The organism is Halomonas sp. MCCC 1A11062 (assembly GCF_021404355.1).
Lineage (GTDB): Bacteria > Pseudomonadota > Gammaproteobacteria > Pseudomonadales > Halomonadaceae > Halomonas > Halomonas aerodenitrificans.
Genome location: NZ_JABFTW010000015.1, coordinates 30,341 through 51,607, shown reverse-complemented (window position 1 = coordinate 51,607; position 21,267 = coordinate 30,341). Strand labels below are relative to the sequence as shown.

Below are 21,267 nucleotides of genomic sequence, written 5' to 3'. Positions count from 1 at the left end.
TCAATGGCTGGCCAAAGGAAGGCAAGGCTTATATGTTCAACATATAAGTTTCAATGTTCAATTTATACTTTCGTATCTCTATCTCCCAATCGCGCTGAAGCAAGGCAAGCGCTGAGCAAGCAGAAGGAGGCGTCATGTCCGTCACCACACTAGGCCTGGTCGGAGTCGGCAAGATCGTCCGCGACCAGCACTTGCCGGCTCTGGCCGAGAGCCGCGATTTCCGTCTGCTGGCGACAGCGGACCCCAACGCTCGGCTTGCGTCGATGCCCGGCTATGCCGGCCTGACGGCAATGCTCGAAGCGCATCCCGAGCTGGAGGCGGTAGCCATCTGTACGCCGACGCATCTGCGCTACTCCCAGGCACGTATCGCCCTCGAGCGAGGCAGAAACGTGCTGCTGGAGAAGCCGCCCGGTGCGACCCTGAGCGAGGTGGAGGATCTGGTCGAGCTGGCCGGGCGCCAGGGCTGCACGCTGTTTGCGGCCTGGCATTCACGCTTCGCCCCGGCCGTGGCGGAGGCTCGTGACTGGCTGCGCGAGCGGCGTATTCAGCGGGTCGAGATCGACTGGCGGGAAGACGTGCGGGTGTGGCACCCGGGGCAGGCGTGGATCTGGGAGCCGGCCGGCATGGGGGTGTTCGACCCCGGCATCAACGCGCTGTCGATCGCTACCGCGATACTGCCGCGGGCCTTCTTCCTGCGCGATGCGCGGCTGTGGATTCCGAGCAACTGCCAGGCGCCCATTGCCGCCGCGCTGACCTTCAGCGACACCGAGGGAACGCCCATCGTGGCCGACTTCGACTTCCGCCAGCCGAGCCCGCCGATCTGGAGCATTCACGTGGAGACCGAGGCGGGACGGCTCAGTCTGCTGCGGGGCGGCTGCCGGCTGGAGCTCGACGGCCGCTGCCTGCTCGACGCCGAGGAGCGCGAATACCCGAATCTCTATGCCAGGTTCGCCGAACTGATTCGACAGCGACGCAGCGACGTCGATCTGGCGCCTCTCCGCCACGTGGCGGACGCCTGTCTTGCTGCCTGGCGCGAGCCGACCGAGCCCTTCATCGAGTGAACTAGAGTAGGCCTTGCTGGCGCTGATACCCGATCAGTTCTCGCAACATGGTCATCAGTGTCGCCGCGCCTGGGGAGGGGCGTCGACGCCGCAGGCTCACCAGGCCGAACGGCTGCACGCTGAGCCGCTGATGGAAGGGCAGGATGCGAAACCGCGTCGGGGCGCACAGCAGCTCGGCGACCTGACGCGTCATGGCCGTGATCGTATCCGAGCGGTCGATCAGGGCCAGCGCCACCAGGATGTCGGTGGTGTCGACGATCTGCGCCGGAGGTTCGATGGCGTGATAGAGGAACAGCGCGTCGACCCGCTGGCGCATCAGCGCTCCCTCGGGCTGTAGCGCCCACGGATAGGCGGCCATGGCCTCGAGCGTCAGCGGGTCGACGCCCGTGAGCGGATGGCCCTCGCGACAGACGAAGCAGATCTCCTCCTCGCCGATCTCCTCGAACACGAACGGCTCGGACGGGAAGCCGGCCGGTATCCGGGTGATGGCAAAGTCCAGCTCTCCCTCCAGCAGCCTTGGCACCAGCCGCTTGCTGACGTCGACCTCGACGCTGACCTTGAGTCTGGGGTGGCTGCGGTGCACCCGCTCGATGGCACTGGCCACCAGCGTCACCGCCGGTGCCATCACGGTGCCGATGGCTACCTTGCCGGCGTTGCCCTCGAACAGGGCGTTGAGCTCCTCGCCGGCGTTGTGCAGCTCCGAGAGCATGGTCTGCGCATGCCGCACCATGACCTCCCCGTACCAGTTCGGGTCGAGCCCACGGGAATGCCGATCGAACAGCTTGACCCCCAGTTGGGCTTCGACGTCTCCCAGCAGTTTCGAGGCGGCCGGTTGGCTGATGCCCAACTGTGCCGCGGCACGATGTAGATTGCGCTGCTCGTCGAGGGCGAGAAATAGCTGGAGGTGGCGCAACTTTAGTCGTGCTTCCAGGAACCAGTCGTCGTTCAGGGTGCGCATGGCGCCTCTCCGCTTCGCCTGTCGATATCCATTTTTATATTACTCGATCGATAAATGCATATTGGTTGGTTATGTCAGGCCTGTCTACTGTAGCGGCTGTATCTGCGACACCCCCGTCGCGGCAACAACAACAATCCTCCGCAGCAGGAGACGACACATGCCAATCACGACCACGCTTTCCCGACTGGCGCTGGGCGGCGCCCTGGCTCTGGCAACGCTGGGTGGCGCCCAGGCCCAGGACGACGTGCGCATCGGTTTCATCGTCAAGCAGCCCGAGCAGGCCTGGTTCATCAATGAGCAGCGGGCCGCCACCGAACGCGGCGAGGAGCTCGGCTTCCGCGTGGTGCGCCTGGCCGGCAGAGATGGCCAGGAGGTGCTCAGCGCCATCGACAACCTCTACTCCCAGGGCGCTCAGGGCTTCGTCATCTGTCCGCCCGATGTGCGCCTGGGGCCGGCCGTGATGAACCGCGCCAATCAGTACGGCATGAAGGTGATCACGGTCGACGATCAGTTCGTCGACGGCAGCGGCGAACCGCTCGAAGGCGTGCCTCACCTGGGCATGTCCGGCTACCAGATCGGCCGCCAGGTGGGCGAGGCGCTAGCCGCAGAGATCGAGGCGCGCGGCTGGGATCCGCAGCAGGTCGCCGCGCTGCGCATCACCAACAACGAACTGCCCACCGCCCGGGAACGTACCGACGGCGCCAGCGACGTGCTACTCGAGTGGGGCTTCCCCGAGGCCAACATCTTCGATGCCCCGCAGCAGAGCACCGATACCAACAGCGCCTTTTCTGCCGCTTCGCCCGTGCTCTCCCAGCGCAGCGAGTTCCAGCACTGGATCATCTACGCCCTCAACGAGGAGAGCGTGCTGGGCGGTGTGCGTGCCACCGAGCAGTACGGCCTCGGCGCCGCCGACGTGATCGGCGTGGGCATCAACGGCTCCGGGGCGGCCTTCGCCGAGTTCTCGCGCAGCAACCCGACCGGCTTCCACGGTACCGTGGCGGTGAGCTCCACCCAGCACGGGCGCCAGACGGCGGAGAATCTCTATCGCTGGATCACCGAAAGCGTGGAGCCCCCGGCCAACACCGAAACCACCGGTACCCTGATGACGCGCGACAACTGGCAGGACGTGCGCGCCGAACTCGGGCTGTGAACGTGACGGCTCACGCTGGCGGGAGAACGCCATGACCGAACCCTACCTCCGCTTCGATGGCATCAGCATGGTCTTTCCCGGCGTGCGGGCGCTGGACGGGGTCAGCTTCGGTGCCCATGCCGGCCAGGTGCATGCACTGATGGGCGAGAACGGCGCCGGCAAGTCGACGCTGCTCAAGGTGCTCAGCGGCATCAACCGAGTGACCGAGGGCGGTCTGTGGATCGATGGCCAACGGCATGTCTTCGCCAACGCCCGCGAGGCGCTGGCTCAGGGCATCGCCATCATCTACCAGGAGCTGACCCTGTCGCCGAACATGACGGTGGCCGAGAACCTGCTGCTGGGCCAGCTGCCCACCCGCCATGGCTTCATCAAGCGCCGCCAGCTGCGCGAGCGGGCGCTGGCGATCCTTGCCGATCTCGGCGAGGGCGACATTCACCCTTCGACCAAGGTGCGCGATCTCTCCATCGGCCAGCAGCAGATGATCGAGATCGGCCGCGCGCTGCTGCGTGATGCCCGCATCATCGCCTTCGATGAGCCCACCAGCAGCCTGTCCGTTCAGGAGACGCGTCAGCTCAAGCGCATCATTGCCCGGCTGCGCGAAGAGGGCCGTGTGGTGCTCTACGTCACCCACCGCATGGAGGAGGTCTTCGACATGTGCGATGCCGTCACCGTGTTCCGCGACGGTAAGCACATCCGCACCCATGCCAGCCTCGCCGCCCTGGATCACGACACCTTGGTCAGCGAGATGGTCGGCCGCGACATCGAGGACGTCTACGGCTACCGGGAGCGCGAGCGGGGCGAGGTGATCCTCGAGATCGATGCGATAGAGGGACGCGGACTGAAGGCGCCGGTGAGCTTCGAGGTGAGGCGTGGCGAAGTATTCGGCCTGTTCGGCCTGGTCGGGGCGGGGCGCAGCGAGCTGATGCGGCTGGTATGCGGCGCCGAGAGAGCCCGCTCGGGCGAGGTGCGCTTCCAGGGTCAGACGCGATGCTTCGCCAGCCCCGGCGAGGCGATCCGCATGGGGATCGCCATGTGTCCCGAGGACCGCAAGTCCCAGGGCATCTTCCCGGTGGCCAGCGTGGCCGACAACCTCAACATCAGCTGCCGGCGCTTCTTCAAGCGCTGGGGCGTGTTGCGCGACACCCGCCGCGAGCGCGCCAACGCCGAGGAGTACATTCGGCGGCTCAGCATCAAGACCCCGGGGCCGCGCACGGCCATCGGCACGCTCTCGGGCGGTAACCAGCAGAAGGTGATCCTGGCCCGCTGGCTGGCCGAGGAGATCGAGCTGTTCGTGGTCGACGAGCCGACCCGCGGCATCGACGTGGGCGCGCGCCGCGACATCTACACCCTGCTCTTCGACCTGACCGAGCAGGGCAAGAGCGTGGTGGTGATCTCCAGCGACCTGGCCGAGGTGAGCTCGATCTGCGACCGCATCGGCGTGATGCGCGACGGTGCCCTGATCGAGATCGTGCCGCGCCATGAGGCCACCCAGGAGCGCCTGCTGGGGCTGGCCCTGCCCGCCTGACGACTCGCCCGACAACATCAACGAAGAGAGAGACGCCATGACAACCCACAAGTTTGCCGGGAGGGGCGGTAGCGTGGCTGCCGCTCCCCCGCGCCGGGGGCTGCCCAAGCCCCTGCGCACCCTGCTCGACACCTCCGGCCTGATCGCCATCTTCGTGATCCTGTTCGTGGCGCTGTCCGTGTTCATCCCCGGCTTTCTCACCGGACGCAACATGGTAGGGCTGCTGCTCTCGATCACCCTGATCGGCACCATCGCCACCACCATGATGATGGTACTGGCGCTAGGCGAGGTCGACCTCTCGGTAGCTTCCACCGTCGCTTTCGCCGGTGTCGTCGCCGCCGTGGTCACCTCGACCTCGGGCAGCGTGGTGATCGGCGTGCTTGGCGGCGTGCTCGCCGGCGGTGCGGTAGGGGCCTTCAACGGCTTCGTGGTGGCGAAGTTCGGCATCAATTCGTTGATCGCCACTCTCGCCTCCATGGAGTTCGTGCGCGGCCTGGCCTACATCACCTCCCGTGGCGATGCGGTGATGATCACCGTGCCGGAGTTCTTCGATCTGGGCAGCGCCTCCTTTCTTGGCCTGACCCTGCCGGTATGGACCATGATCGCCTGCTTCGTGATCTTCGGCGTGTTGCTCAACATGACCGCCTTCGGGCGCAACGTGCTGGCCACCGGTGGCAACTCCGAGGCGGCAGCCCTGGCCGGTGTCAACGTGCGTCGGCTCAAGGTCATCGTCTTCGGCCTGCAGGGGGTGGTGGCCGGCATTGCCGGGGTGCTGCTCGCCTCGCGCATGGGGCTCGGCGATCCCAACACCTCGATGGGCCTGGAGCTGGCGGTGATCTCGGCCTGCGTGCTGGGCGGCGTGGCGCTCTCCGGCGGCGTGGCCACCATCACCGGGGTGCTGGTAGGCGTGCTGATCATGGGCTGCGTGCAGAACGCCATGGGCCTGCTCAACGTGCCCACCTTCTATCAATACCTGGTGCGCGGCGCGATTCTGCTGCTGGCGGTGATGTTCGACCGCTGGAAGCAGACCCGACGCCAGCGTGCGTGATCCTTCGGTTTCAGGAGAGCTCGTATGACCGACCGCAAGCGTCCCTTGCGCAGCGCCCAGTGGTTCGGCAGTGCCGACAAGAACGGCTTCATGTACCGCAGCTGGATGAAGAACCAGGGCATCCCGGACCATGAGTTCGAGGGCAAGCCGATCATCGGCATTTGCAACACTTGGTCGGAGCTTACGCCCTGCAACGCGCACTTTCGCAAGCTGGCCGAGCACGTCAAGAAGGGGGTGCTGGAGGAGGGCGGCTTTCCGGTGGAGTTCCCGGTGTTCTCCAACGGCGAGTCGCTGCTACGGCCCACGGCCATGTTCACTCGCAACTTGGCCAGTATGGACGTGGAGGAGTCGATCCGCGGCAACCCGCTCGACGCCGTGGTGCTGCTGGTGGGTTGTGACAAGACCACGCCCGCGCTGCTGATGGGGGCGGCGAGCTGTGACATTCCTACCATCGTGGTCAGCGGCGGGCCGATGCTCAACGGCAAGCACGAGGGCCGGGACATCGGCTCGGGCACCGTGGTCTGGCAGCTCTCCGAACAGGTCAAGGCGGGCAAGATCTCGATTCACGAGTTCATGGCCGCCGAGGCCGGTATGTCGCGCTCGGCGGGTACCTGCAACACCATGGGCACGGCCTCGACCATGGCCTGCATGGCCGAGGCGCTGGGCACCTCTCTACCGCATAACGCGGCGATCCCCGCGGTGGATGCAAGGCGCTACGTGCTGGCGCACCTCTCCGGCAACCGCATCGTCGAGATGGTCGAGGAGGACCTGCGGCTTTCCCGGGTGCTCACCCGGCAGGCCTTCGAGAACGCCATTCGCACCAACGCCGCCATCGGCGGCTCGACCAACGCAGTGATTCACCTCAAGGCAATCGCCGGGCGCATCGGTGTCGAGCTCGACCTCGACGACTGGAGCCGTATCGGTCGCGGTATGCCGACCATCGTCGACCTGCAGCCCTCGGGGCGTTACCTGATGGAGGAATTCTACTATGCCGGCGGACTGCCCGCGGTGCTGCGCCGGCTGGGCGAGGCCGACCGTCTGCCGCACAAGGAGGCGCTGACGGTCAACGGCAGGACGCTGTGGGAGAACGTCAAGGAGGCTCCGCTCTACAACGACGAAGTGATTCGCCCGCTGGAGCGGCCACTGCGCGAGGATGGCGGCATGTGCGTGCTGCGCGGCAACTTGGCGCCGCGCGGGGCGGTGCTCAAGCCCTCGGCGGCGAGCCCCGAGCTGATGACCCACCGCGGTCGGGCGGTGGTGTTCGAGGACTTCGACGACTATAAGACGCGCATCAACGATCCTAGCCTCGAGGTCGATGCCGACAGCGTGCTGGTGATGAAGAACTGCGGGCCGCGCGGCTATCACGGCATGGCTGAGGTCGGCAACATGGGGCTGCCGGCGAAGCTGCTCGAGCAAGGCGTGACCGACATGGTGCGTATCTCCGATGCGCGCATGAGCGGCACCGCCTACGGTACCGTGGTGCTGCACGTGGCGCCCGAGTCTGCCGCCGGCGGGCCGCTCGCGGCGGTGCGCGACGGCGACTGGATCGAGCTCGACTGCAACGCCGGCATCCTACACTTGGAGGTCGACGATGCCGAGCTGCAGGCGCGGCTGGCCGAGCGCGATCCCACCGCCGAGTCGCGCCGGATCGCCAGCGACGGCGGCTATCGCCAGCTCTACATCGAGCGGGTGTTGCAGGCCGACGAGGGCTGCGACTTCGACTTCCTGCTCGGCTCTCGCGGTGCCGACGTGCCGAGGCACTCCCATTGATGCGGCTGGCGGGAGAGAGGCGCCTGGTGGAAGGGGCGATGATCCAGTGCGTATGGCGGGGCAGGGCGCGGCTGGGCAAAGGGCCATTGTGGTGCCCTGAGCAGGGCGAAGCGGGGAGGCTGCTGTTCGTCGACATTCTGCGGCGCGCGCTGCATGTGCATGACTTCGCCAGCGGCAGGACGTGGGGCTGGTCGTTCGAGGAGGCGTGCAGCTGGCTGGTGCCGCGCGCCGACGGCGACGGCTTCATTGCCGGGCTCGCCTCGCGGCTGGTGCACCTGCGCCTCGACGAGAACGGGCCGCGCATCGTGGGAGACTGGGTCACCCCCGAGGAGCCGGGACGGGGCGGCCTCGCTCGCCTCGTCGATGCCGAGTTGCGCCAAGTCGACTGCGGCCCTGGTGTGACCAGCGAGACCGCCGTGAGTCCCGATGGCAGGACGCTCTACCGCAGCGATAGGACAGCCGGCGTCGTCTATGCCTACGACCTCTCCCCGGGAGGCGAGCTGAGCGACAAGCGCGAGCACCTGCGCTTCCACGGTGCCCAGGGCTATCCCGACGGCATGACCTGCGACGCGGAGGGAGGCCTGTGGGTCGCCCACTGGGGCGGTGGGCGCGTCAGCCGCTTCCTGCCCGACGGCACCCTGGACGAGACCCTGATTCTGCCCGCCTCGCGGGTGACCTCCTGCGCCTTCGGCGGGCCCGAGCTGGACCAGCTCTACATCACCACCGCCGCCGATGGCCGCGATCAGGAGGTGCTGGCGGGCAGCCTGTTTCGCGTGGCGCCTGGGGTTCGGGGGCTGGCCGCGCCCGTGCTCGTCGCCTAGTCCGTCGCCTGGCTCAATTCCAGCCAGCTGCCCAGCGTGCTATCTCCCGGCTCGATTCCCAGCGCCTCGGCGGTGCCCCGCAGTACTTCCCTGGCGGCCAGAAAAGCTTCGCGAGGCTGGCGGGTACGAATTGCCTCCATCACCCGGCGATGGCGCTCGAAACTGGCCACCGGGTCGGCGGTGCTGTCGTTGGAGGTTTCCACCAGCAGGTGAATCGAAGGGCGCAGGATGTGCGAGAGCTGCGCCCAGACGATATTGTGGCTGGCCTTGAAGATGGCCACATGAAAGGCGACGTCATGCTCACTGTAGCGTTGACGCTCTTCGGCACTTGCGCCGTGCAGATGGCCGCTCATGCCCTCCAGGGCCGTCTCGATGGCGACCAGGTCGAGCGCCTTGGCACGGCTTGCCGCCATCATCGCCACGTAGGGCTCGACATCCAGGCGGAAGGCGAGGATCTCACGCTGGATGCGTGGGTTGGGGGAGGCGTAGCGGGTCATCCAGGCGGTTACCGTGGGATCGAGGATGTTCCACTCCTCGTAGTCGCGCACCTTGGAGCCATGACCTGAGATTCGCGCGATGATGCCGAGGTCCACCAACTGGCGCAGGTCGCTTCTCACCGCCGAACGGTTGATGGCGAACTGCTCGCAGAGGTCGATCTCCTTCGGCACGAAGTCACCGGGCTGGTAGCGCCCGGAAAAGATGGCTTCGGCGAGGTATTCCGCCACGCTGGGGCGGGCGGGCCTTGCGCTGCGCTTGGGCGAGGTCATGGCATCCCATGTCGATGATTTGCCTCGCAAAGTGCCATATGTTGAACATATTGGCAATGCGGCCTAGGTCGCAACGCCAGGGCGGTAATGCCGCCTTGACGTTGCGCAGCCTATTGAGCAGCGCCACCTAGCGACGACGGTGGGCCATCCACTGGCGTATGCCAAAGGTCCAGGGCGGCAGCTTGTCGGAGCGATCGACTCGATTGACCAGCGCACCCAGCGCCGGAGTGGCGATGGTTACTCTGTCGCCGACGTGATGGGTGAAGCCCTGGCCCTCGCCGTCGCGATCCTGGATCGGTGAGAACATGGTGCCGAGGAACAGCATGAAGCCATCCGGATACTGGTGATGGGCGCCGACGGTCTGGCGCACCAGATCCAGCGGGTCGCGGCTGATCTCGCGCATGTCGCTCTCGCCTTCGAGCAGGAAGTCGTCGTCCTCGCCCTCGATGCGCAGCGTCACCCGAGCCTGGCGCACGCTGCCGAGGGTAAAGTCCCGGTCGAACAGGCGGATGAACGGGCCGATGGCGCAGGAGGCGTTGTTGTCCTTGGCCTTGCCCAGCAGCAGGGCGCTGCGGCCCTCGATGTCGCGCAGGTTGACGTCGTTGCCCAGGGTGGCGCCCTTGGGCTCGCCCTTGGCGTCCACCGCCAGCACGATCTCCGGCTCGGGATTGTTCCACTTTGATGCCGGATGCAGACCCACGCGGGCGCCAAAGCCCACCGATGAGAACGGCTGCGCCTTGGTGAACACCTCGGCGTCGGGCCCGAGGCCCACCTCCATGTACTGAGACCAGGCGCCACGGGCCTGCAGTGCCGCCTTGAGTGACATGGCCTCGTCGGAGCCCGGCGCGATGCGCGACAGGTCCTGGCCGATCATCTCCTTGAGCTCGGCGCGCAACTGGCTGGCCTTGGCGGCGTCGCCGCCGGCCTGCTCCTCGATCACCCGCTCCAGCAGGCTCACGGCGAAGGTCACGCCGCAGGCCTTGATCGCCTGCACGTCGCAGGGGGCGAGCAGGTAAGGGGCGACCTGCGGTTCGGCCAGGGAGTTCTGCAGCAGCGCAGTGACTGAGCCCAGCGATTCGCCTTTTGCACTACGTGCGAAATCGGCGACATCGTCACGGTCGAGCAGGTCGGCCATGCAGTCGCAGTGGGAGGTGATATCGATCACCTCGCCCTGGCGAATGACCACCAGGGCCGGGCCATCCTCACGCCAGACGCGTCCCACCAGCAGAGCCTGATCAACATCCTCGGGAAGATAAGCAGTCGTCTTGTTGTCGTTCACGTCTCATGCCTCGCGTTTGCCATCCACCAGGCGTGACACCCCCCAGGGGTTGCCGTCGCGCAGCGGTTCGGGCAAGAGTCCCTGCGGCAACGCCTGGTAGCACACCGGGCGCAGGAAGCGGAAGATCGCCGCGCTGCCTACCGAGGTGGTGCGTGAGTCGGAGGTGGCCGGGAAGGGGCCGCCATGAACCATGGCGTGACACACCTCGACCCCGGTAGGCCAGCCGTTGGCGAGTATCCGCCCCGCCTTGCGTTCGAGGATCGGCAGCAGCTGTTTCGCCGCGTCGAGATCGCCGTCGTCCATCTGCAGGGTGGCAGTGAGCTGACCTTCCAGGTGGGCCGCGACGCGCTTCACTTCTTCCAGGGCGGCGCACTCGATCACCAGCGAGGTGGCACCGAATACCTCTTCCTGCAGCTCAGGCTCGGCGAGGAAGTCAGCCGCCGTGGTGACATACAGCCCGGCCTGACAGGCATGGGCGGTCTCGCCGGCCTGGCCGCGGGCCGCTTCGCGTACCTTGCCGTTGGAGGCGAGCCGGTCCACGCCCTGCTCGTAGGCGCTGTGAATGCCCGGGGTGAGCATGGTCTGACCGGCGCTCTGCTTAACGGCGGCGCCTGCGGCCTCAACGAAGGCGGAAAGCTCGGCGCCCTTCACGCCGATCACCAGCCCGGGGTTGGTGCAGAACTGCCCGGCGCCCATGTTGAGCGAGGCGACGAAGCCCTCGGCGAGCTGGGCGCCGCGCGCCTTGAGCGCCTCGGGCAGCAGGAACACCGGGTTGATCGAGCTCATCTCGGCGTAGACCGGGATCGGCTGGGAACGGTCCTGGGCGGTTCTCATCAGCGCGGTGCCGCCACTGCGGGAGCCGGTGAAGCCGACGGCTTGAATGCGCGGGTCGGCCACCAGTGCCTGGCCCACCTCACGGCCGGAGCCGAACAGCAGCGAGAACACCCCTTCGGGCAGGCCGCTCTTCTCCACCGCTCGCTGCACCGCACGGCCCACTAGCTCCGAGGTGCCGGGGTGGGCGGAGTGCGCCTTGACGATCACCGGACAGCCGGCGGCCAGCGCCGAGGCGGTGTCGCCGCCGGCCACGGAGAAGGCCAGCGGGAAGTTGGAGGCGCCGAACACGGCCACCGGGCCCAGCGGAATGTGGCGCTGGCGCAGGTCGGCACGGGGCAGCGGCTGACGCTCGGGCAGCGCCGGATCGAGACGCAGGTCGAGCCACTCGCCGGCGCGTACCACCGAGGCGAACAGGCGCAGCTGGCCGCAGGTACGGCCGCGCTCGCCCTCGAGGCGGGCGCGGGGCAGGCCGGTCTCGGCCATGGCGCGCTCGATCAGCTCGTCGCCGATGGCCTCGATCTCGCCGGCCACGCTTTCGAGAAAGGCGGCGCGTGCTTCGAGGGTCGTCTCGCGATAGACACCGAACGCCGCCTCGGCGAGTTCGCAGGCGCGCGCCACCTCGGCGTGGGTGCCACCGGCGTAGGCGGGCGCCAGCCGCTCGCCGGTGGCGGGGTCGACGGCGTGAATGGGCGTGGAACTGCCGCTGACGGCTTCACGGCCGATCAGCATCTTGCCTTCCAGGGACATGATTGGGCTCCTGCGGTTGTCATCGATGATGGATTCGGTCCGACGGATGCACGGCTAGGTGTGTCCAGTTTCATCGTGGGTGATGAAGCGACTAAGTTCAATCTTTTAACTTAGTTGTTGGCATCGACTTTGGTCGCAAGCGCTGGTGGGTGAATCAGAAAAAGGTGTCGCCCAGATCGCTTGGACCATGAATGATACTGGCCAGAACCTGGGCGGCGGCGCCTCTGGCGGCGATGAAGGTGGAGTCCTTGACTACCCGCAGCGGTACCTGCTGAGTGGTGCCGAGCAGTCGGTTCTGGTTGGCCTTGAAGAAGTCGAGGGCAGGGCCGAGCAGAGGCGCACCCAACTGGGTGAGGGAACCGCCCAGCACGATTTCGGAGGGGTTCTGAGTGTGGTGGAGGTTGAGCAGCAGGACCCCCAACGCTTCGCCTGCTCGGCGCAGCGTGACCTGCACGTCGGGCTCATCCAGCCTTGGCAGCAAGCTCTCGATCAGGTCTTCCTCTTCCGCAATACCCAGGGCGGCGCGGATCGACCAGCCACTGACCAGGGTTTCGGCACAGCCGCGATTGCCACAGTGGCAATAGAGCCCCCCAGGTTGCAGGACGGTATGGCCGATCTCGCCGGCCAGACCCTGGATGCCGCGAGTGACCAGCGGTAGATGGCTGCCTTCCACCATGCCGCTGCCGATGCCGGTGCCGGCGCTGACGTAAACCAGCGACTCGGGAATGTTGCCGGTACGGAAGTAGAGTTCGCCGAAGGCGGCCGACTTCGCTTCGTTGTCCATCAGCCAGGTGCCCTCCAGGTGGGGCAGGTGGGGACGAAGCAGCTCGAGGAAACGCACGTCTCGCCAGCCCAGGTTGGGAGCGAGCCGCAGTACCGGCTTGTTGGGTGCGATAGGGCCGGGCAGGGCAATGCCGAGGCCCAGACAACGGCGATTCTTGATCCGGGCGTCTTGCATCAGCGCGTGCAACAGCTCCCCAAGCAGCTCGGCAGTGACTTCGGGCGTGGTGGGAACGAGGTGCTCGTGGTGTGAAACCAGCACCTGGCCCGCCAGCGTACAGGCCACCAGACGTAGACCATGTACGCCAACCTCTGCGCCGAGCAGGACGTGCTGCTCTTCGTTGAGGTGCAGGGCACGACCCGGGCGACCGCCGCTGCTCTTCTGCAGTTCCCCTTCCCGCAACCAACCTTGATTCAGCAAGGATTGCACGCCGGCGCCCACGGTGGCCTTGGTCAACTGCGCCTGGGTGGCGATGTCGGCACGAGTGAGGCCGGGGGTACGACGCACGAGTTCGAGAATGGCGCTGCGGTTGAGCCGCTTGAGGAAGTGGAGATCGCCCGCCTTGTGCTGCTGATTGCTGGTAGACATAGAGTAAGGAGGCCCTGCGGTCCGCGCGCAGCGGAAAAGCGGATGAAGCGAAGCCCATGCGTAGTGTACCGATGTGCGTCTTGGTGCGATGCGATAGGCTGGTTGGTTCCAAGAATAAACGAATTGAAATGCATCGGCCATGCTCGGCAAGGGCTATCCAATACCGCATTCTGCGGCAATCTATCTGATTTAGATAAATAAACACCGATTGTCGACTAACGTCGCATTGCTGATCCAGCCTAGGGTGTCCACTCTCCGCTTAGTAAATAGAAAAAACTAAGTGGAGAGAGCATGAGCAACGACGCGGCGCGTTACCCCAGCCTCGAACAGCGGGTGGTTTTCATTACTGGCGGCGGTAGCGGCATTGGCGCAGAGCTGACCCGGGCCTTTCACCGACAGGGGGCTCGTGTTGCTTTCGTCGATATCGATGATGCCGCCAGCCAGGCGCTGGTGGAGCGGCTCAAGGCAGAGACCGGCCAGGCGCCGCACTATCGTCACTGCGACATACGTGACGTCGCGGCCCTGCAAACGGCCATTGCCGAGGTCGGTCGCGAGCTTGGGCCCATCCATACCCTGGTCAACAACGCTGCCAACGACGATCGCCATACCTGGCAAGAGGTCGACGTTGCCTATTGGGACGAGCGCATGTCGCTCAATCTGCGGCCGATGTTCTTTGCCGCCCAGGCAGCGGCGCACCAGATGATCGAGGCCGGCGGCGGCGCGATCATCAACTTCGGCTCGATCAGCGTACAGATGGCCATCCCCGAGCTGTCGACCTACGTCACCGCCAAGGCGGCGGTGCATGGCCTGACCCGCAGCCTGGCGCGCGACCTGGGACGCTACGGTATCCGCGTCAACACGCTGGTGCCCGGCTCGATCCTGACCGAGCGTCAGCTGCAGAAGTGGATCGGCCCCGAAGAGGAGGCATCGATCCAGGCCCATCAGTGCTTGAAGCTACGGCTCGAGCCCAGGCACATCGCCCCTACCGTCCTGTTCCTGGCCAGCGCCGATAGCGTCGCGATAACGGGCCAGGAGATAGCCGTGGATGGCGGCTGGGGCTGATTTTTCATTGCAATGATTTTCTCAAAACAAGAGGTGCAACATGCGCTTACAACAAGACAAGGAGCTCGCCATGCACATTTCAGGACAACGCTCGGCACAGTCGATGCGCGGTAAGCGCTGGCTGGCCGCTGCCGTTGCGCTCACTTCGGGTCTGGCTGCATTCGCTGCGGCAGCCGATACCACCGTACGCGTGCTGAGAGTCGAGATCAGTGACGTCGAAAAACGCTATTACGACAACATCATTGCCGAGTACGAGGCACAGAATCCGGGCGTCAACGTGGTTTTCGAGTACATCGCCAACGAGGCCTACAAGACGCGCCTACCGACACTTCTGCAGTCCAACCAGCGCCCCGACATTTTCTACAGCTGGGGTGGCGAGGGGCTGCGCGATCAGGTCGAGGCCGGCTTCGTGCGCGACCTCACCGAGGAGATGCAGGACGGTTGGCAGGATCTATATCCCGAGTCGGCCGTACGCGCCTTCACGCTGGACGATCGGGTCTACGGTGCGCCGCTCTACGCTACCGTGGTGGGCTTCTGGGCCAACACCGCACTGACCGAACAGGCCGGCGTCGACATCGAAGCCATCGAGACCTGGGAGGACCTGCAGGAGGCGGTGGTCGCCCTGCGCGAAAGCGGCATCACCCCTGCAGTGGTGGGTGGCCAGGATGGCTGGCCGATGCACTTCTACTGGGGTTACCTGGCTACGCGCCTGGCCGGCGGCGAGGGCATCGAGGCGGCCAGTGAGGGCGAGAACGGCGGCTTCGAGGGTGAGCCCTTCGTGCGCGCCGGCGAACTGCTGCAGTCCTTCGTCGAGCTCAATCCCTTTCAGTCGGGTTTCATGGCGACCTCCTACGAGCGCGCCAGCGCCATGTTCGGCGATGGTGAGGCGGCCCTGCACCTGATGGGCGACTGGGACTACATTCCCTCCAAGGAGCGCTCGATGACGGGCGAGGGCGTGCCCGACGAGGATCTCGAGTTCATTCGTTTTCCCCGAGTGGACGATGGTGCCGGCAACGATGACAGCTTCGGCGGCATGAACGGCTTTGCCGTGACCCGCGATGCCTCCGACGAGGCGGTGGACTTCCTGCGCTTCCTGCTCAACGAGGAGAACCAGCGCGAGGCGGCGCGGCTCGGCATCTTCGTGCCGGTGGCGCACGGCTCCGAGGAGGAGCTCGACACGCCCTATGCGCGCAAGGTGGCGCAGATCCTCAGCGAGTCGAACTTCCACCAGGTGTTCCTCGACCAGGCGCTGGGCACTTCCGTCGGCGCCACGGTGAACGATATCAGCGGCGACCTGGCTCTGGGCGAGATCACGCCCGAGGAGGCGGCTGCCCAGGTCGAAGAGGCCTGGATGTTCCGCTGAGCCGTTCGTCGGACGCATCCACGATCTCTGAGCATGCCCGGTGCCGCGCTCACGCCGCGCCGGGCCCCGTTCTCCGAAGGGAATCCGTCATGAGTACCCTGACCCGACCTGCCGTGCACAGGAGAAGCAACGCCGATCGTCTGCGGCAGGGGCTGGCCAACGGCAAGTTCACCGCCGTGCTGATCCTGCTGCCGCCGGCGCTGATCCTGTTCTCGTTGTTCGTCATCCTGCCGCTGGCCGACGCGGCCTATTACAGCGCCTTCTCCTGGAACGGCTACGGCACGCCGACCAACTTCGTCGGCACCCAGAACTACGAGCGCCTGCTCGACCACTCGGTGTTCCACACTGCGCTATGGAATACCGCCAAGCTGATCCTCGTCTCCTTGATCATCCAGATGCCGCTGGCGCTTGGCCTGGCGCTGCTGGTGTATCGCAAGACACCGACCAACACGTTATTCCGGCTGGTGTTCTTCCTACCCTACATTCTTGCCGAAGTGGCCGCCGGGTTGATCTGGAGCTTCGTCTTCGACGGCGACTACGGCATCACCGCCCTCATGTTCCAGACCCTGGGGCAGGAGTCGGTCTATGTGCTGGCCGACCGTCAGTGGGCTTTTCCGGCGATCATGACGGTCATCGTGTGGAAGTACTTCGGCTTCCACATGATGATCTATATCGCCGCGCTGCAGAGCGTGCCCAAGGACCTGATCGAGGCGGCCAAGCTCGAGGGGGCCAAGCCGCGCCAGGTGGCACTGTTCGTACAGATTCCCATGATCAAGCACGCCATCGTGGTGAGCGGCTTCTTCGCCATCATCGGTTCGCTGCAGATCTTCGACATCATCATCCCGATGACCAACGGCGGGCCATCCAACTCGACCCATACCATCGTCACCTATCTCTACACCTTCGGCCTGTCTCGGCTCAACATCGGCTTCGGTAGTGCCGCCGCCGTGGTGTTGTTCGTGCTCGCCATCGGCATTGCGCTGTTCTACCAGCGCGCCACGGCGAAGGAGGAGCGCCCATGAACAGCGCGACTTTCCGCAACACCCTGCGCGTGATCGTATTGATCCTGGTGGCCAGCCTGGTCATCGGCCCGCTGCTGGCGTCCTTCTTCGGTGGCTTCAAGACCAACGCCGAGCTGCGCACCAATCCGCTGTGGCTGCCTGACGCCTGGAATCCGCAGAACTACGTCGCGATCTTCCTCGACGGCAACTTCTGGCGCTACATGGGCAACTCGTTCTTCATCTCGTCGATGACGGTGCTGCTGACCCTGGTGGTGGGTGCGGCGGCGGCCTACGTGTTCTCGCAGATCCGCTTCTTCGGCTCGCGGATGATCCACTCCTATCTGCTGCTGGGACTGATGTTCCCCTTCGCCGCGGCGATTCTGCCGTTGTTCATCAAGGTGCGCGACCTGGGTCTGCTGGATACCTACTGGGCGGTGATCCTGCCGCAGACCGCCTTCGGACTGTCGCTGGCGATCCTGCTGTTCAAGGCGTTCTTCGATCAGCTGCCCAAGGAGCTGTTCGAGGCCGCCTACGTCGACGGCTGCAGCTACCTGCGCTTCTTCTGGTCGTTCACCCTGCCGCTGTCGACGCCGATCCTGGCCACCGTGGGGGTGTTCGTCTTCGTGCAGAGCTGGAACAACTTCCTGCTGCCGCTGGTGGTGCTCAACGACCGCTCCATCTACACCTGGCCGCTGGGCATGATGCAGTTCCAGGGCGAGTACCTGACCCAGTGGAACATGATCCTGGCGTTCGTGACGCTGACCATCACGCCGGCGGTGATTTTCTTCCTCGCCGCGCAGAAATACATCGTGGCCGGGCTGACCGGCGGCTCCGTCAAGGGATGACACCGATGACCGATACCATCCGCAATCCGATTCTTCCTGGCTTCAACCCCGATCCCTCGATCTGCCGGGTGGGCGAGGACTACTACATTGCCACCTCCACCTTCGAGTGGTACCCGGGGGTGCAGATCCACCATTCGCGAGATATGGCCAACTGGCGGTTGGTGAGCCGGCCGTTGGCCCGGGCCGCCCAGCTCGACATGCGCGGCAATCCCGATTCCTGCGGCATTTGGGCGCCTTGCCTGTCCCATGCCGACGGCCTGTTCTGGCTGATCTACACCGACATGAAGCGCTACGAGGGCAACTTCAAGGACGGCCACAACTACCTGGTCACCGCGCCCGCCATCGAGGGGCCCTGGAGCGACCCGGTATATCTCAACTCCAGCGGCTTCGACCCCTCGCTGTTCCACGACGACGACGGCCGCAAGTGGCTGGTCAACCTCAAGTGGGACTATCGTCAGCGCGAGGGCGGCGACCGTTTCGGCGGCATCCTGCTACAGGAGTACGACGTCGAGCGTAGGCAGTTGGTCGGTCCGATCCGCAACATCTTTGCTGGCACCGGCATGAAGCTCACCGAGGGGCCGCACCTCTATCGCCGCGACGGCTGGTACCACCTGCTGGTGGCCGAGGGTGGTACCGGCTACGACCACGCCGTGACCATGGCGCGCTCGCGAGAGATCGCCGGCCCCTATGAGGTACACCCGGACAATCCGGTGCTGACCACACGCCAGGATCCAGACAATCCGCTGCAGCGCGCCGGCCACGCCGATCTGGTGGAAACGCCAGCCGGCGAGACCTGGATGGTGCATCTGTGCAGCCGCCCGCTGCCCGGCACGCGGCGTTCGCCGCTGGGGCGCGAGACGGCGATCCAGAAGGTCGAGTGGGGAGAGGACGGCTGGCTGCGCCTGGCTCATGGTGGCAACGTCCCGGCGCTGGAGGTGGCCATCTCTGGTGACAAGAATGGTGTGACGCAGCAGGCCCCGGCCGAGGAGGAGCGCTACACCTTCGCGTCCGGTGAGCTGCCGGCGGCGTTCCAGTGGCTGCGTACACCCGAGCCCGAGCGGCTCTTCTCGCTCGACGCGCGGCCCGGCTACCTGCGCCTGTTCGGCCGCGAATCGGTGGGCTCCTGGTTCGAGCAGGCGCTGGTGGCAAGGCGCCAGGACGGCTGGCACTGCAGCGCCGAGACCGAGCTTGAGTTCGAGCCCGACGACATCCAGCAGTTCGCCGGGCTGATCGCCTACTACAACCGCTTCAAGTTCCACTATCTCGCGGTGAGCCTGAACGACGAGGGTGACAAGGTGCTCAGCGTGATGAGCTGCCACGACGAGTGGCCCAGCGGGCAGCTCGACATCGCCGAGCCCGGCCTAGTGCTCGAGCCCGGCCTGCCGGTGCGCCTCGGCCTCGACATTCGCGAGCGCGAGCTGCAGTTCCGCTTCGCCCAGGGCAGCGCCGAGTGGCGACCGATCGGCCCGGTGCTGGACGCCGGTTTGCTCTCCGACGAAGGCAGCGGCCGCGCCCACGGCTACTTCACCGGCAACTTCCTGGGTATGGCGGCGCACGATATCAGCGGACGCGCCACGCCGGCCGACTTCGCCGGGTTCCGCTATCGCCGCAACACCCGTTGAACCTGATTACGCCATAACCAAACACAACAGGCGCCAAGATGAGAGCACGCTATGGCTGACGTAACATTGGTCGACATCGAGAAGACCTTCCGTGGCAAGACCACGGTGATCCCCAACCTCAACCTGCGCATCGAGGACGGCTCCTTCACCGTGCTGGTGGGTCCCTCCGGCTGCGGCAAGTCGACCCTGCTGCGCATGATCGCCGGGCTCGAAACGGTGACCCGCGGCGCGATTTCCATCGGCGGGCGCGATGTCACCACCGCCGAGCCCAGCGAGCGCAACATCGCCATGGTGTTCCAGTCCTATGCGCTCTATCCGCACATGACGGTGGCGCGCAACATCGACTTCGGCATGCGCCTGGCCAAGGTGCCCGCCGAGGAGCGCAAGGCAAAGGTGGCCGAAGCGGCGCGTCTGCTCAACCTGGAAGAGCTGCTCGAGCGCAAGCCGGCCGAGCTCTCCGGCGGCCAGCGCCAGCGCGTGGCCATTGGTCGCGCCATCGTGCGCAACCCCGGGGTATTCCTGTTCGACGAACCGCTCTCCAACCTCGATGCGGCGCTGCGCAATCGCATGCGCGTGGAGCTGGCCGAGCTGCACCAGCGGCTCGACGCTACCATGATCTACGTCACCCACGATCAGGTCGAGGCGATGACCCTGGCCGACTGCATCGTGGTGATGAACGCCGGGCAGATCGAACAGGTCGGCACGCCGATGAATCTCTACCAGCGGCCCGAGACGCTGTTCGTGGCCGGCTTCATCGGCTCGCCGAAGATGAATCTGATCGAAGGCGACGTGGCCAAGGCCCATGGCGCCACCACGCTGGGCATTCGCCCGGAACACCTCGAGGTGAGCCGCGAAGCGGGGGAGTGGCGCACCAGGGTGAGGGTGGTCGAGATGCTCGGTGCCGACGCCTTTGCCTATGTCGACAGCGATGCCACCGGCCCGCTCACCGTACGTCTACCCGGCGATGCCGAGGTGCGCAGCGGTGACATTCTCTACCTGACGCCGCGTTACGAGCTGCTGCACGCTTTTGGCCTCGATGGGCGACGACTGCCGGACGAGGCCCTGGCCAGGCCTCGGGCCAGCATGGCTTGAGCCGGGAGAGAGTAGTGCAATGACGACGATCACTCTCGACAACGGCAGGCTGCGGCTGGTGGTCAACCCGCTGGTCGGCGGCTCCGTGGTGCGCTACGACAGGCTCACCGAGCACGGCCCCGAGCCGCTGATGCGCCCGGGCAGCGACACCGAGCGCGACCCCAACCGGCTGGCCATGTATCCGCTGGTGCCGTGGTCCAACCGTATCGGCGGGGGCGGCTTCACCTGGCAGGGTCACTACTACCCGCTAGCGGCCAATCTGGAAGGTGAATCCCTGCCGATCCACGGCGACGGCTGGCAGAGGGCATGGCGGGTGGAGTGGCAAGCACAGCACGAACTGCGCCTGACGCTGCGCTCGTATGAGCAGCCGCCGTTCGATTACCGGGCGGAGCTCACTTATCGCCTGGTGGATGACACCCTCGAGGTGACCCTCGCCGTGACCCATCTGGGAGAAACACCGGCTCCCTATGGCCTGGGCCTGCATCCCTGGTTCCCGCGCAGCGCCGAGGTACGTCTCGAGGCTATCGCCGAGGGCGTGTGGGAGGTCGACGCCGACCAGTTACCCACCGAGTGGCACCGGCTCGAAGCGATCGAGAGCTGGAATTTCTCGCGAGGCAAGAGGCTGCCGAGCGGCAGGATCGACAACCTCTTCACCGGTTGGAATGGCCGTGCCGAGCTGCATTGGCCCGAGCGCGGCGTGACGCTCGAGGTGTGTGCCGATACCTCGCGCTACCTGGTGTTCTCGCCGGGCGAGCAGGCGGATTTCTTCTGCTTCGAGCCGGTTTCCCACGAGGTTGACGCGCACCGCCGTAGCGATCCGCAGCGCCAAGGGATAGTTGAGCTGTGCACCGGGGAGTCTCTTTCGATGCGCTGCCGTTTCCGCTGCCGCGCCAGCTAAATCCACCCCTATCGATATCAAGGAGCTATCTACCGTCACATTCCGACCACTTAGT

18 protein-coding genes are annotated in these 21,267 nt (G+C 65.8%); 13 read left to right on the top strand and 5 right to left on the bottom strand.

What is annotated here, in order from left to right; all coding sequences use genetic code 11:
* Positions 1–134 precede the first annotated feature (134 nt).
* A complete protein-coding gene (locus HOP58_RS15710; RefSeq protein ID WP_234260832.1) occupies positions 135–1,061 on the top strand; it encodes a Gfo/Idh/MocA family oxidoreductase in 927 nt (308 codons plus the stop codon).
* A 1-nt stretch (position 1,062) separates the two neighbouring features.
* On the opposite strand, the gene HOP58_RS15705 is transcribed toward HOP58_RS15710, so the two are convergent.
* On the bottom strand, positions 1,063–2,019 hold the full coding sequence (locus HOP58_RS15705; RefSeq protein ID WP_234260831.1) for a LysR substrate-binding domain-containing protein: 957 nt from the start codon (positions 2,017–2,019) through the stop codon (positions 1,063–1,065).
* Positions 2,020–2,176: 157 nt separating this feature from the next.
* Between HOP58_RS15705 and HOP58_RS15700 the strand changes: the two genes are divergently transcribed.
* The 5 genes from HOP58_RS15700 to HOP58_RS15680 are packed head-to-tail and all read left to right on the top strand — an operon-like array spanning position 2,177 to position 8,333.
* Complete coding sequence (locus HOP58_RS15700; protein ID WP_010629424.1) at positions 2,177–3,169, top strand: arabinose ABC transporter substrate-binding protein; 993 nt, start codon at positions 2,177–2,179, stop codon at positions 3,167–3,169.
* A gap of 31 nt (positions 3,170–3,200) precedes the next feature.
* Positions 3,201–4,694, top strand: a complete 1,494-nt coding sequence (gene araG / locus HOP58_RS15695) for an L-arabinose ABC transporter ATP-binding protein AraG (RefSeq protein ID WP_010629423.1) — start codon at positions 3,201–3,203, stop codon at positions 4,692–4,694.
* A gap of 37 nt (positions 4,695–4,731) precedes the next feature.
* The gene (gene araH, locus HOP58_RS15690; RefSeq protein WP_010629422.1) at positions 4,732–5,742 is read left to right on the top strand and encodes an L-arabinose ABC transporter permease AraH; all 1,011 of its coding nucleotides are present in this window, start codon (positions 4,732–4,734) and stop codon (positions 5,740–5,742) included.
* A 24-nt stretch (positions 5,743–5,766) separates the two neighbouring features.
* Complete coding sequence (locus tag HOP58_RS15685) at positions 5,767–7,512, top strand: IlvD/Edd family dehydratase (protein ID WP_234260830.1); 1,746 nt, start codon at positions 5,767–5,769, stop codon at positions 7,510–7,512.
* Between the two features lie 38 nt (positions 7,513–7,550).
* Positions 7,551–8,333, top strand: coding sequence for an SMP-30/gluconolactonase/LRE family protein (locus HOP58_RS15680; protein ID WP_234260829.1), 783 nt, complete (start codon positions 7,551–7,553; stop codon positions 8,331–8,333).
* Here HOP58_RS15680 and HOP58_RS15675 read toward each other — a convergent pair.
* From HOP58_RS15675 to HOP58_RS15660, 4 genes are all read right to left on the bottom strand, one after another.
* Positions 8,330–9,100: an FCD domain-containing protein gene (locus HOP58_RS15675; protein ID WP_234260828.1), complete on the bottom strand. Its 771-nt coding sequence runs from the start codon at positions 9,098–9,100 to the stop codon at positions 8,330–8,332. The genes HOP58_RS15680 and HOP58_RS15675 overlap by 4 nt on opposite strands.
* Before the next feature lie 127 nt (positions 9,101–9,227).
* Positions 9,228–10,379 carry a fumarylacetoacetate hydrolase family protein gene (locus HOP58_RS15670; RefSeq protein WP_234260827.1) on the bottom strand — a complete coding sequence of 384 codons (1,152 nt, stop codon included), beginning with the start codon at positions 10,377–10,379 and terminating at the stop codon, positions 9,228–9,230.
* 3 nt (positions 10,380–10,382) lie between these two features.
* Positions 10,383–11,960, bottom strand: coding sequence for an aldehyde dehydrogenase (NADP(+)) (locus HOP58_RS15665; protein ID WP_234260826.1), 1,578 nt, complete (start codon positions 11,958–11,960; stop codon positions 10,383–10,385).
* A gap of 154 nt (positions 11,961–12,114) precedes the next feature.
* Entirely contained in the window at positions 12,115–13,329 is a 1,215-nt protein-coding gene (locus HOP58_RS15660) for an ROK family protein (protein ID WP_010629416.1), read from the bottom strand.
* A gap of 291 nt (positions 13,330–13,620) precedes the next feature.
* On the opposite strand from HOP58_RS15660, the gene HOP58_RS15655 reads away from it, so the two are divergent.
* From HOP58_RS15655 to HOP58_RS15625, 7 genes are all read left to right on the top strand, one after another.
* Entirely contained in the window at positions 13,621–14,391 is a 771-nt protein-coding gene (locus HOP58_RS15655; RefSeq protein ID WP_010629415.1) for an SDR family oxidoreductase, read from the top strand.
* A gap of 40 nt (positions 14,392–14,431) precedes the next feature.
* Complete coding sequence (locus HOP58_RS15650) at positions 14,432–15,754, top strand: extracellular solute-binding protein (protein ID WP_234260825.1); 1,323 nt, start codon at positions 14,432–14,434, stop codon at positions 15,752–15,754.
* Positions 15,755–15,843: 89 nt separating this feature from the next.
* Positions 15,844–16,776, top strand: a complete 933-nt coding sequence (locus HOP58_RS15645; protein ID WP_010629413.1) for a sugar ABC transporter permease — start codon at positions 15,844–15,846, stop codon at positions 16,774–16,776.
* Positions 16,773–17,600 carry a carbohydrate ABC transporter permease gene (locus HOP58_RS15640; RefSeq protein ID WP_010629412.1) on the top strand — a complete coding sequence of 276 codons (828 nt, stop codon included), beginning with the start codon at positions 16,773–16,775 and terminating at the stop codon, positions 17,598–17,600. Before HOP58_RS15645 ends, HOP58_RS15640 begins: the two co-directional genes overlap by 4 nt.
* Positions 17,601–17,605: 5 nt before the next feature.
* Positions 17,606–19,222: a glycoside hydrolase family 43 protein gene (locus tag HOP58_RS15635; protein ID WP_010629411.1), complete on the top strand. Its 1,617-nt coding sequence runs from the start codon at positions 17,606–17,608 to the stop codon at positions 19,220–19,222.
* Positions 19,223–19,273: 51 nt separating this feature from the next.
* Positions 19,274–20,314 (top strand): sn-glycerol-3-phosphate ABC transporter ATP-binding protein UgpC, encoded by a 1,041-nt coding sequence (ugpC, locus tag HOP58_RS15630; RefSeq protein ID WP_010629410.1) that lies wholly within the window; start codon positions 19,274–19,276, stop codon positions 20,312–20,314.
* A 19-nt stretch (positions 20,315–20,333) separates the two neighbouring features.
* Entirely contained in the window at positions 20,334–21,212 is an 879-nt protein-coding gene (locus tag HOP58_RS15625; RefSeq protein WP_010629409.1) for an aldose 1-epimerase, read from the top strand.
* Positions 21,213–21,267: the final 55 nt, after the last annotated feature.

What these genes read in the sequence shown, in the direction of transcription:
- HOP58_RS15710 (WP_234260832.1), top strand. Translation starts at nt 135, where the DNA reads ATGTCCGTCACCACACTAGGCCTGGTCGGAGTCGGCAAGATCGTCCGC.
- HOP58_RS15705 (WP_234260831.1), bottom strand. Translation starts at nt 2,019, where the DNA reads ATGCGCACCCTGAACGACGACTGGTTCCTGGAAGCACGACTAAAGTTG.
- HOP58_RS15700 (WP_010629424.1), top strand. Translation starts at nt 2,177, where the DNA reads ATGCCAATCACGACCACGCTTTCCCGACTGGCGCTGGGCGGCGCCCTG.
- araG (WP_010629423.1), top strand. Translation starts at nt 3,201, where the DNA reads ATGACCGAACCCTACCTCCGCTTCGATGGCATCAGCATGGTCTTTCCC.
- araH (WP_010629422.1), top strand. Translation starts at nt 4,732, where the DNA reads ATGACAACCCACAAGTTTGCCGGGAGGGGCGGTAGCGTGGCTGCCGCT.
- HOP58_RS15685 (WP_234260830.1), top strand. Translation starts at nt 5,767, where the DNA reads ATGACCGACCGCAAGCGTCCCTTGCGCAGCGCCCAGTGGTTCGGCAGT.
- HOP58_RS15680 (WP_234260829.1), top strand. Translation starts at nt 7,551, where the DNA reads ATGATCCAGTGCGTATGGCGGGGCAGGGCGCGGCTGGGCAAAGGGCCA.
- HOP58_RS15675 (WP_234260828.1), bottom strand. Translation starts at nt 9,100, where the DNA reads ATGACCTCGCCCAAGCGCAGCGCAAGGCCCGCCCGCCCCAGCGTGGCG.
- HOP58_RS15665 (WP_234260826.1), bottom strand. Translation starts at nt 11,960, where the DNA reads ATGTCCCTGGAAGGCAAGATGCTGATCGGCCGTGAAGCCGTCAGCGGC.
- HOP58_RS15660 (WP_010629416.1), bottom strand. Translation starts at nt 13,329, where the DNA reads ATGTCTACCAGCAATCAGCAGCACAAGGCGGGCGATCTCCACTTCCTC.
- HOP58_RS15655 (WP_010629415.1), top strand. Translation starts at nt 13,621, where the DNA reads ATGAGCAACGACGCGGCGCGTTACCCCAGCCTCGAACAGCGGGTGGTT.
- HOP58_RS15650 (WP_234260825.1), top strand. Translation starts at nt 14,432, where the DNA reads ATGCGCTTACAACAAGACAAGGAGCTCGCCATGCACATTTCAGGACAA.
- HOP58_RS15645 (WP_010629413.1), top strand. Translation starts at nt 15,844, where the DNA reads ATGAGTACCCTGACCCGACCTGCCGTGCACAGGAGAAGCAACGCCGAT.
- HOP58_RS15640 (WP_010629412.1), top strand. Translation starts at nt 16,773, where the DNA reads ATGAACAGCGCGACTTTCCGCAACACCCTGCGCGTGATCGTATTGATC.
- HOP58_RS15635 (WP_010629411.1), top strand. Translation starts at nt 17,606, where the DNA reads ATGACCGATACCATCCGCAATCCGATTCTTCCTGGCTTCAACCCCGAT.
- ugpC (WP_010629410.1), top strand. Translation starts at nt 19,274, where the DNA reads ATGGCTGACGTAACATTGGTCGACATCGAGAAGACCTTCCGTGGCAAG.
- HOP58_RS15625 (WP_010629409.1), top strand. Translation starts at nt 20,334, where the DNA reads ATGACGACGATCACTCTCGACAACGGCAGGCTGCGGCTGGTGGTCAAC.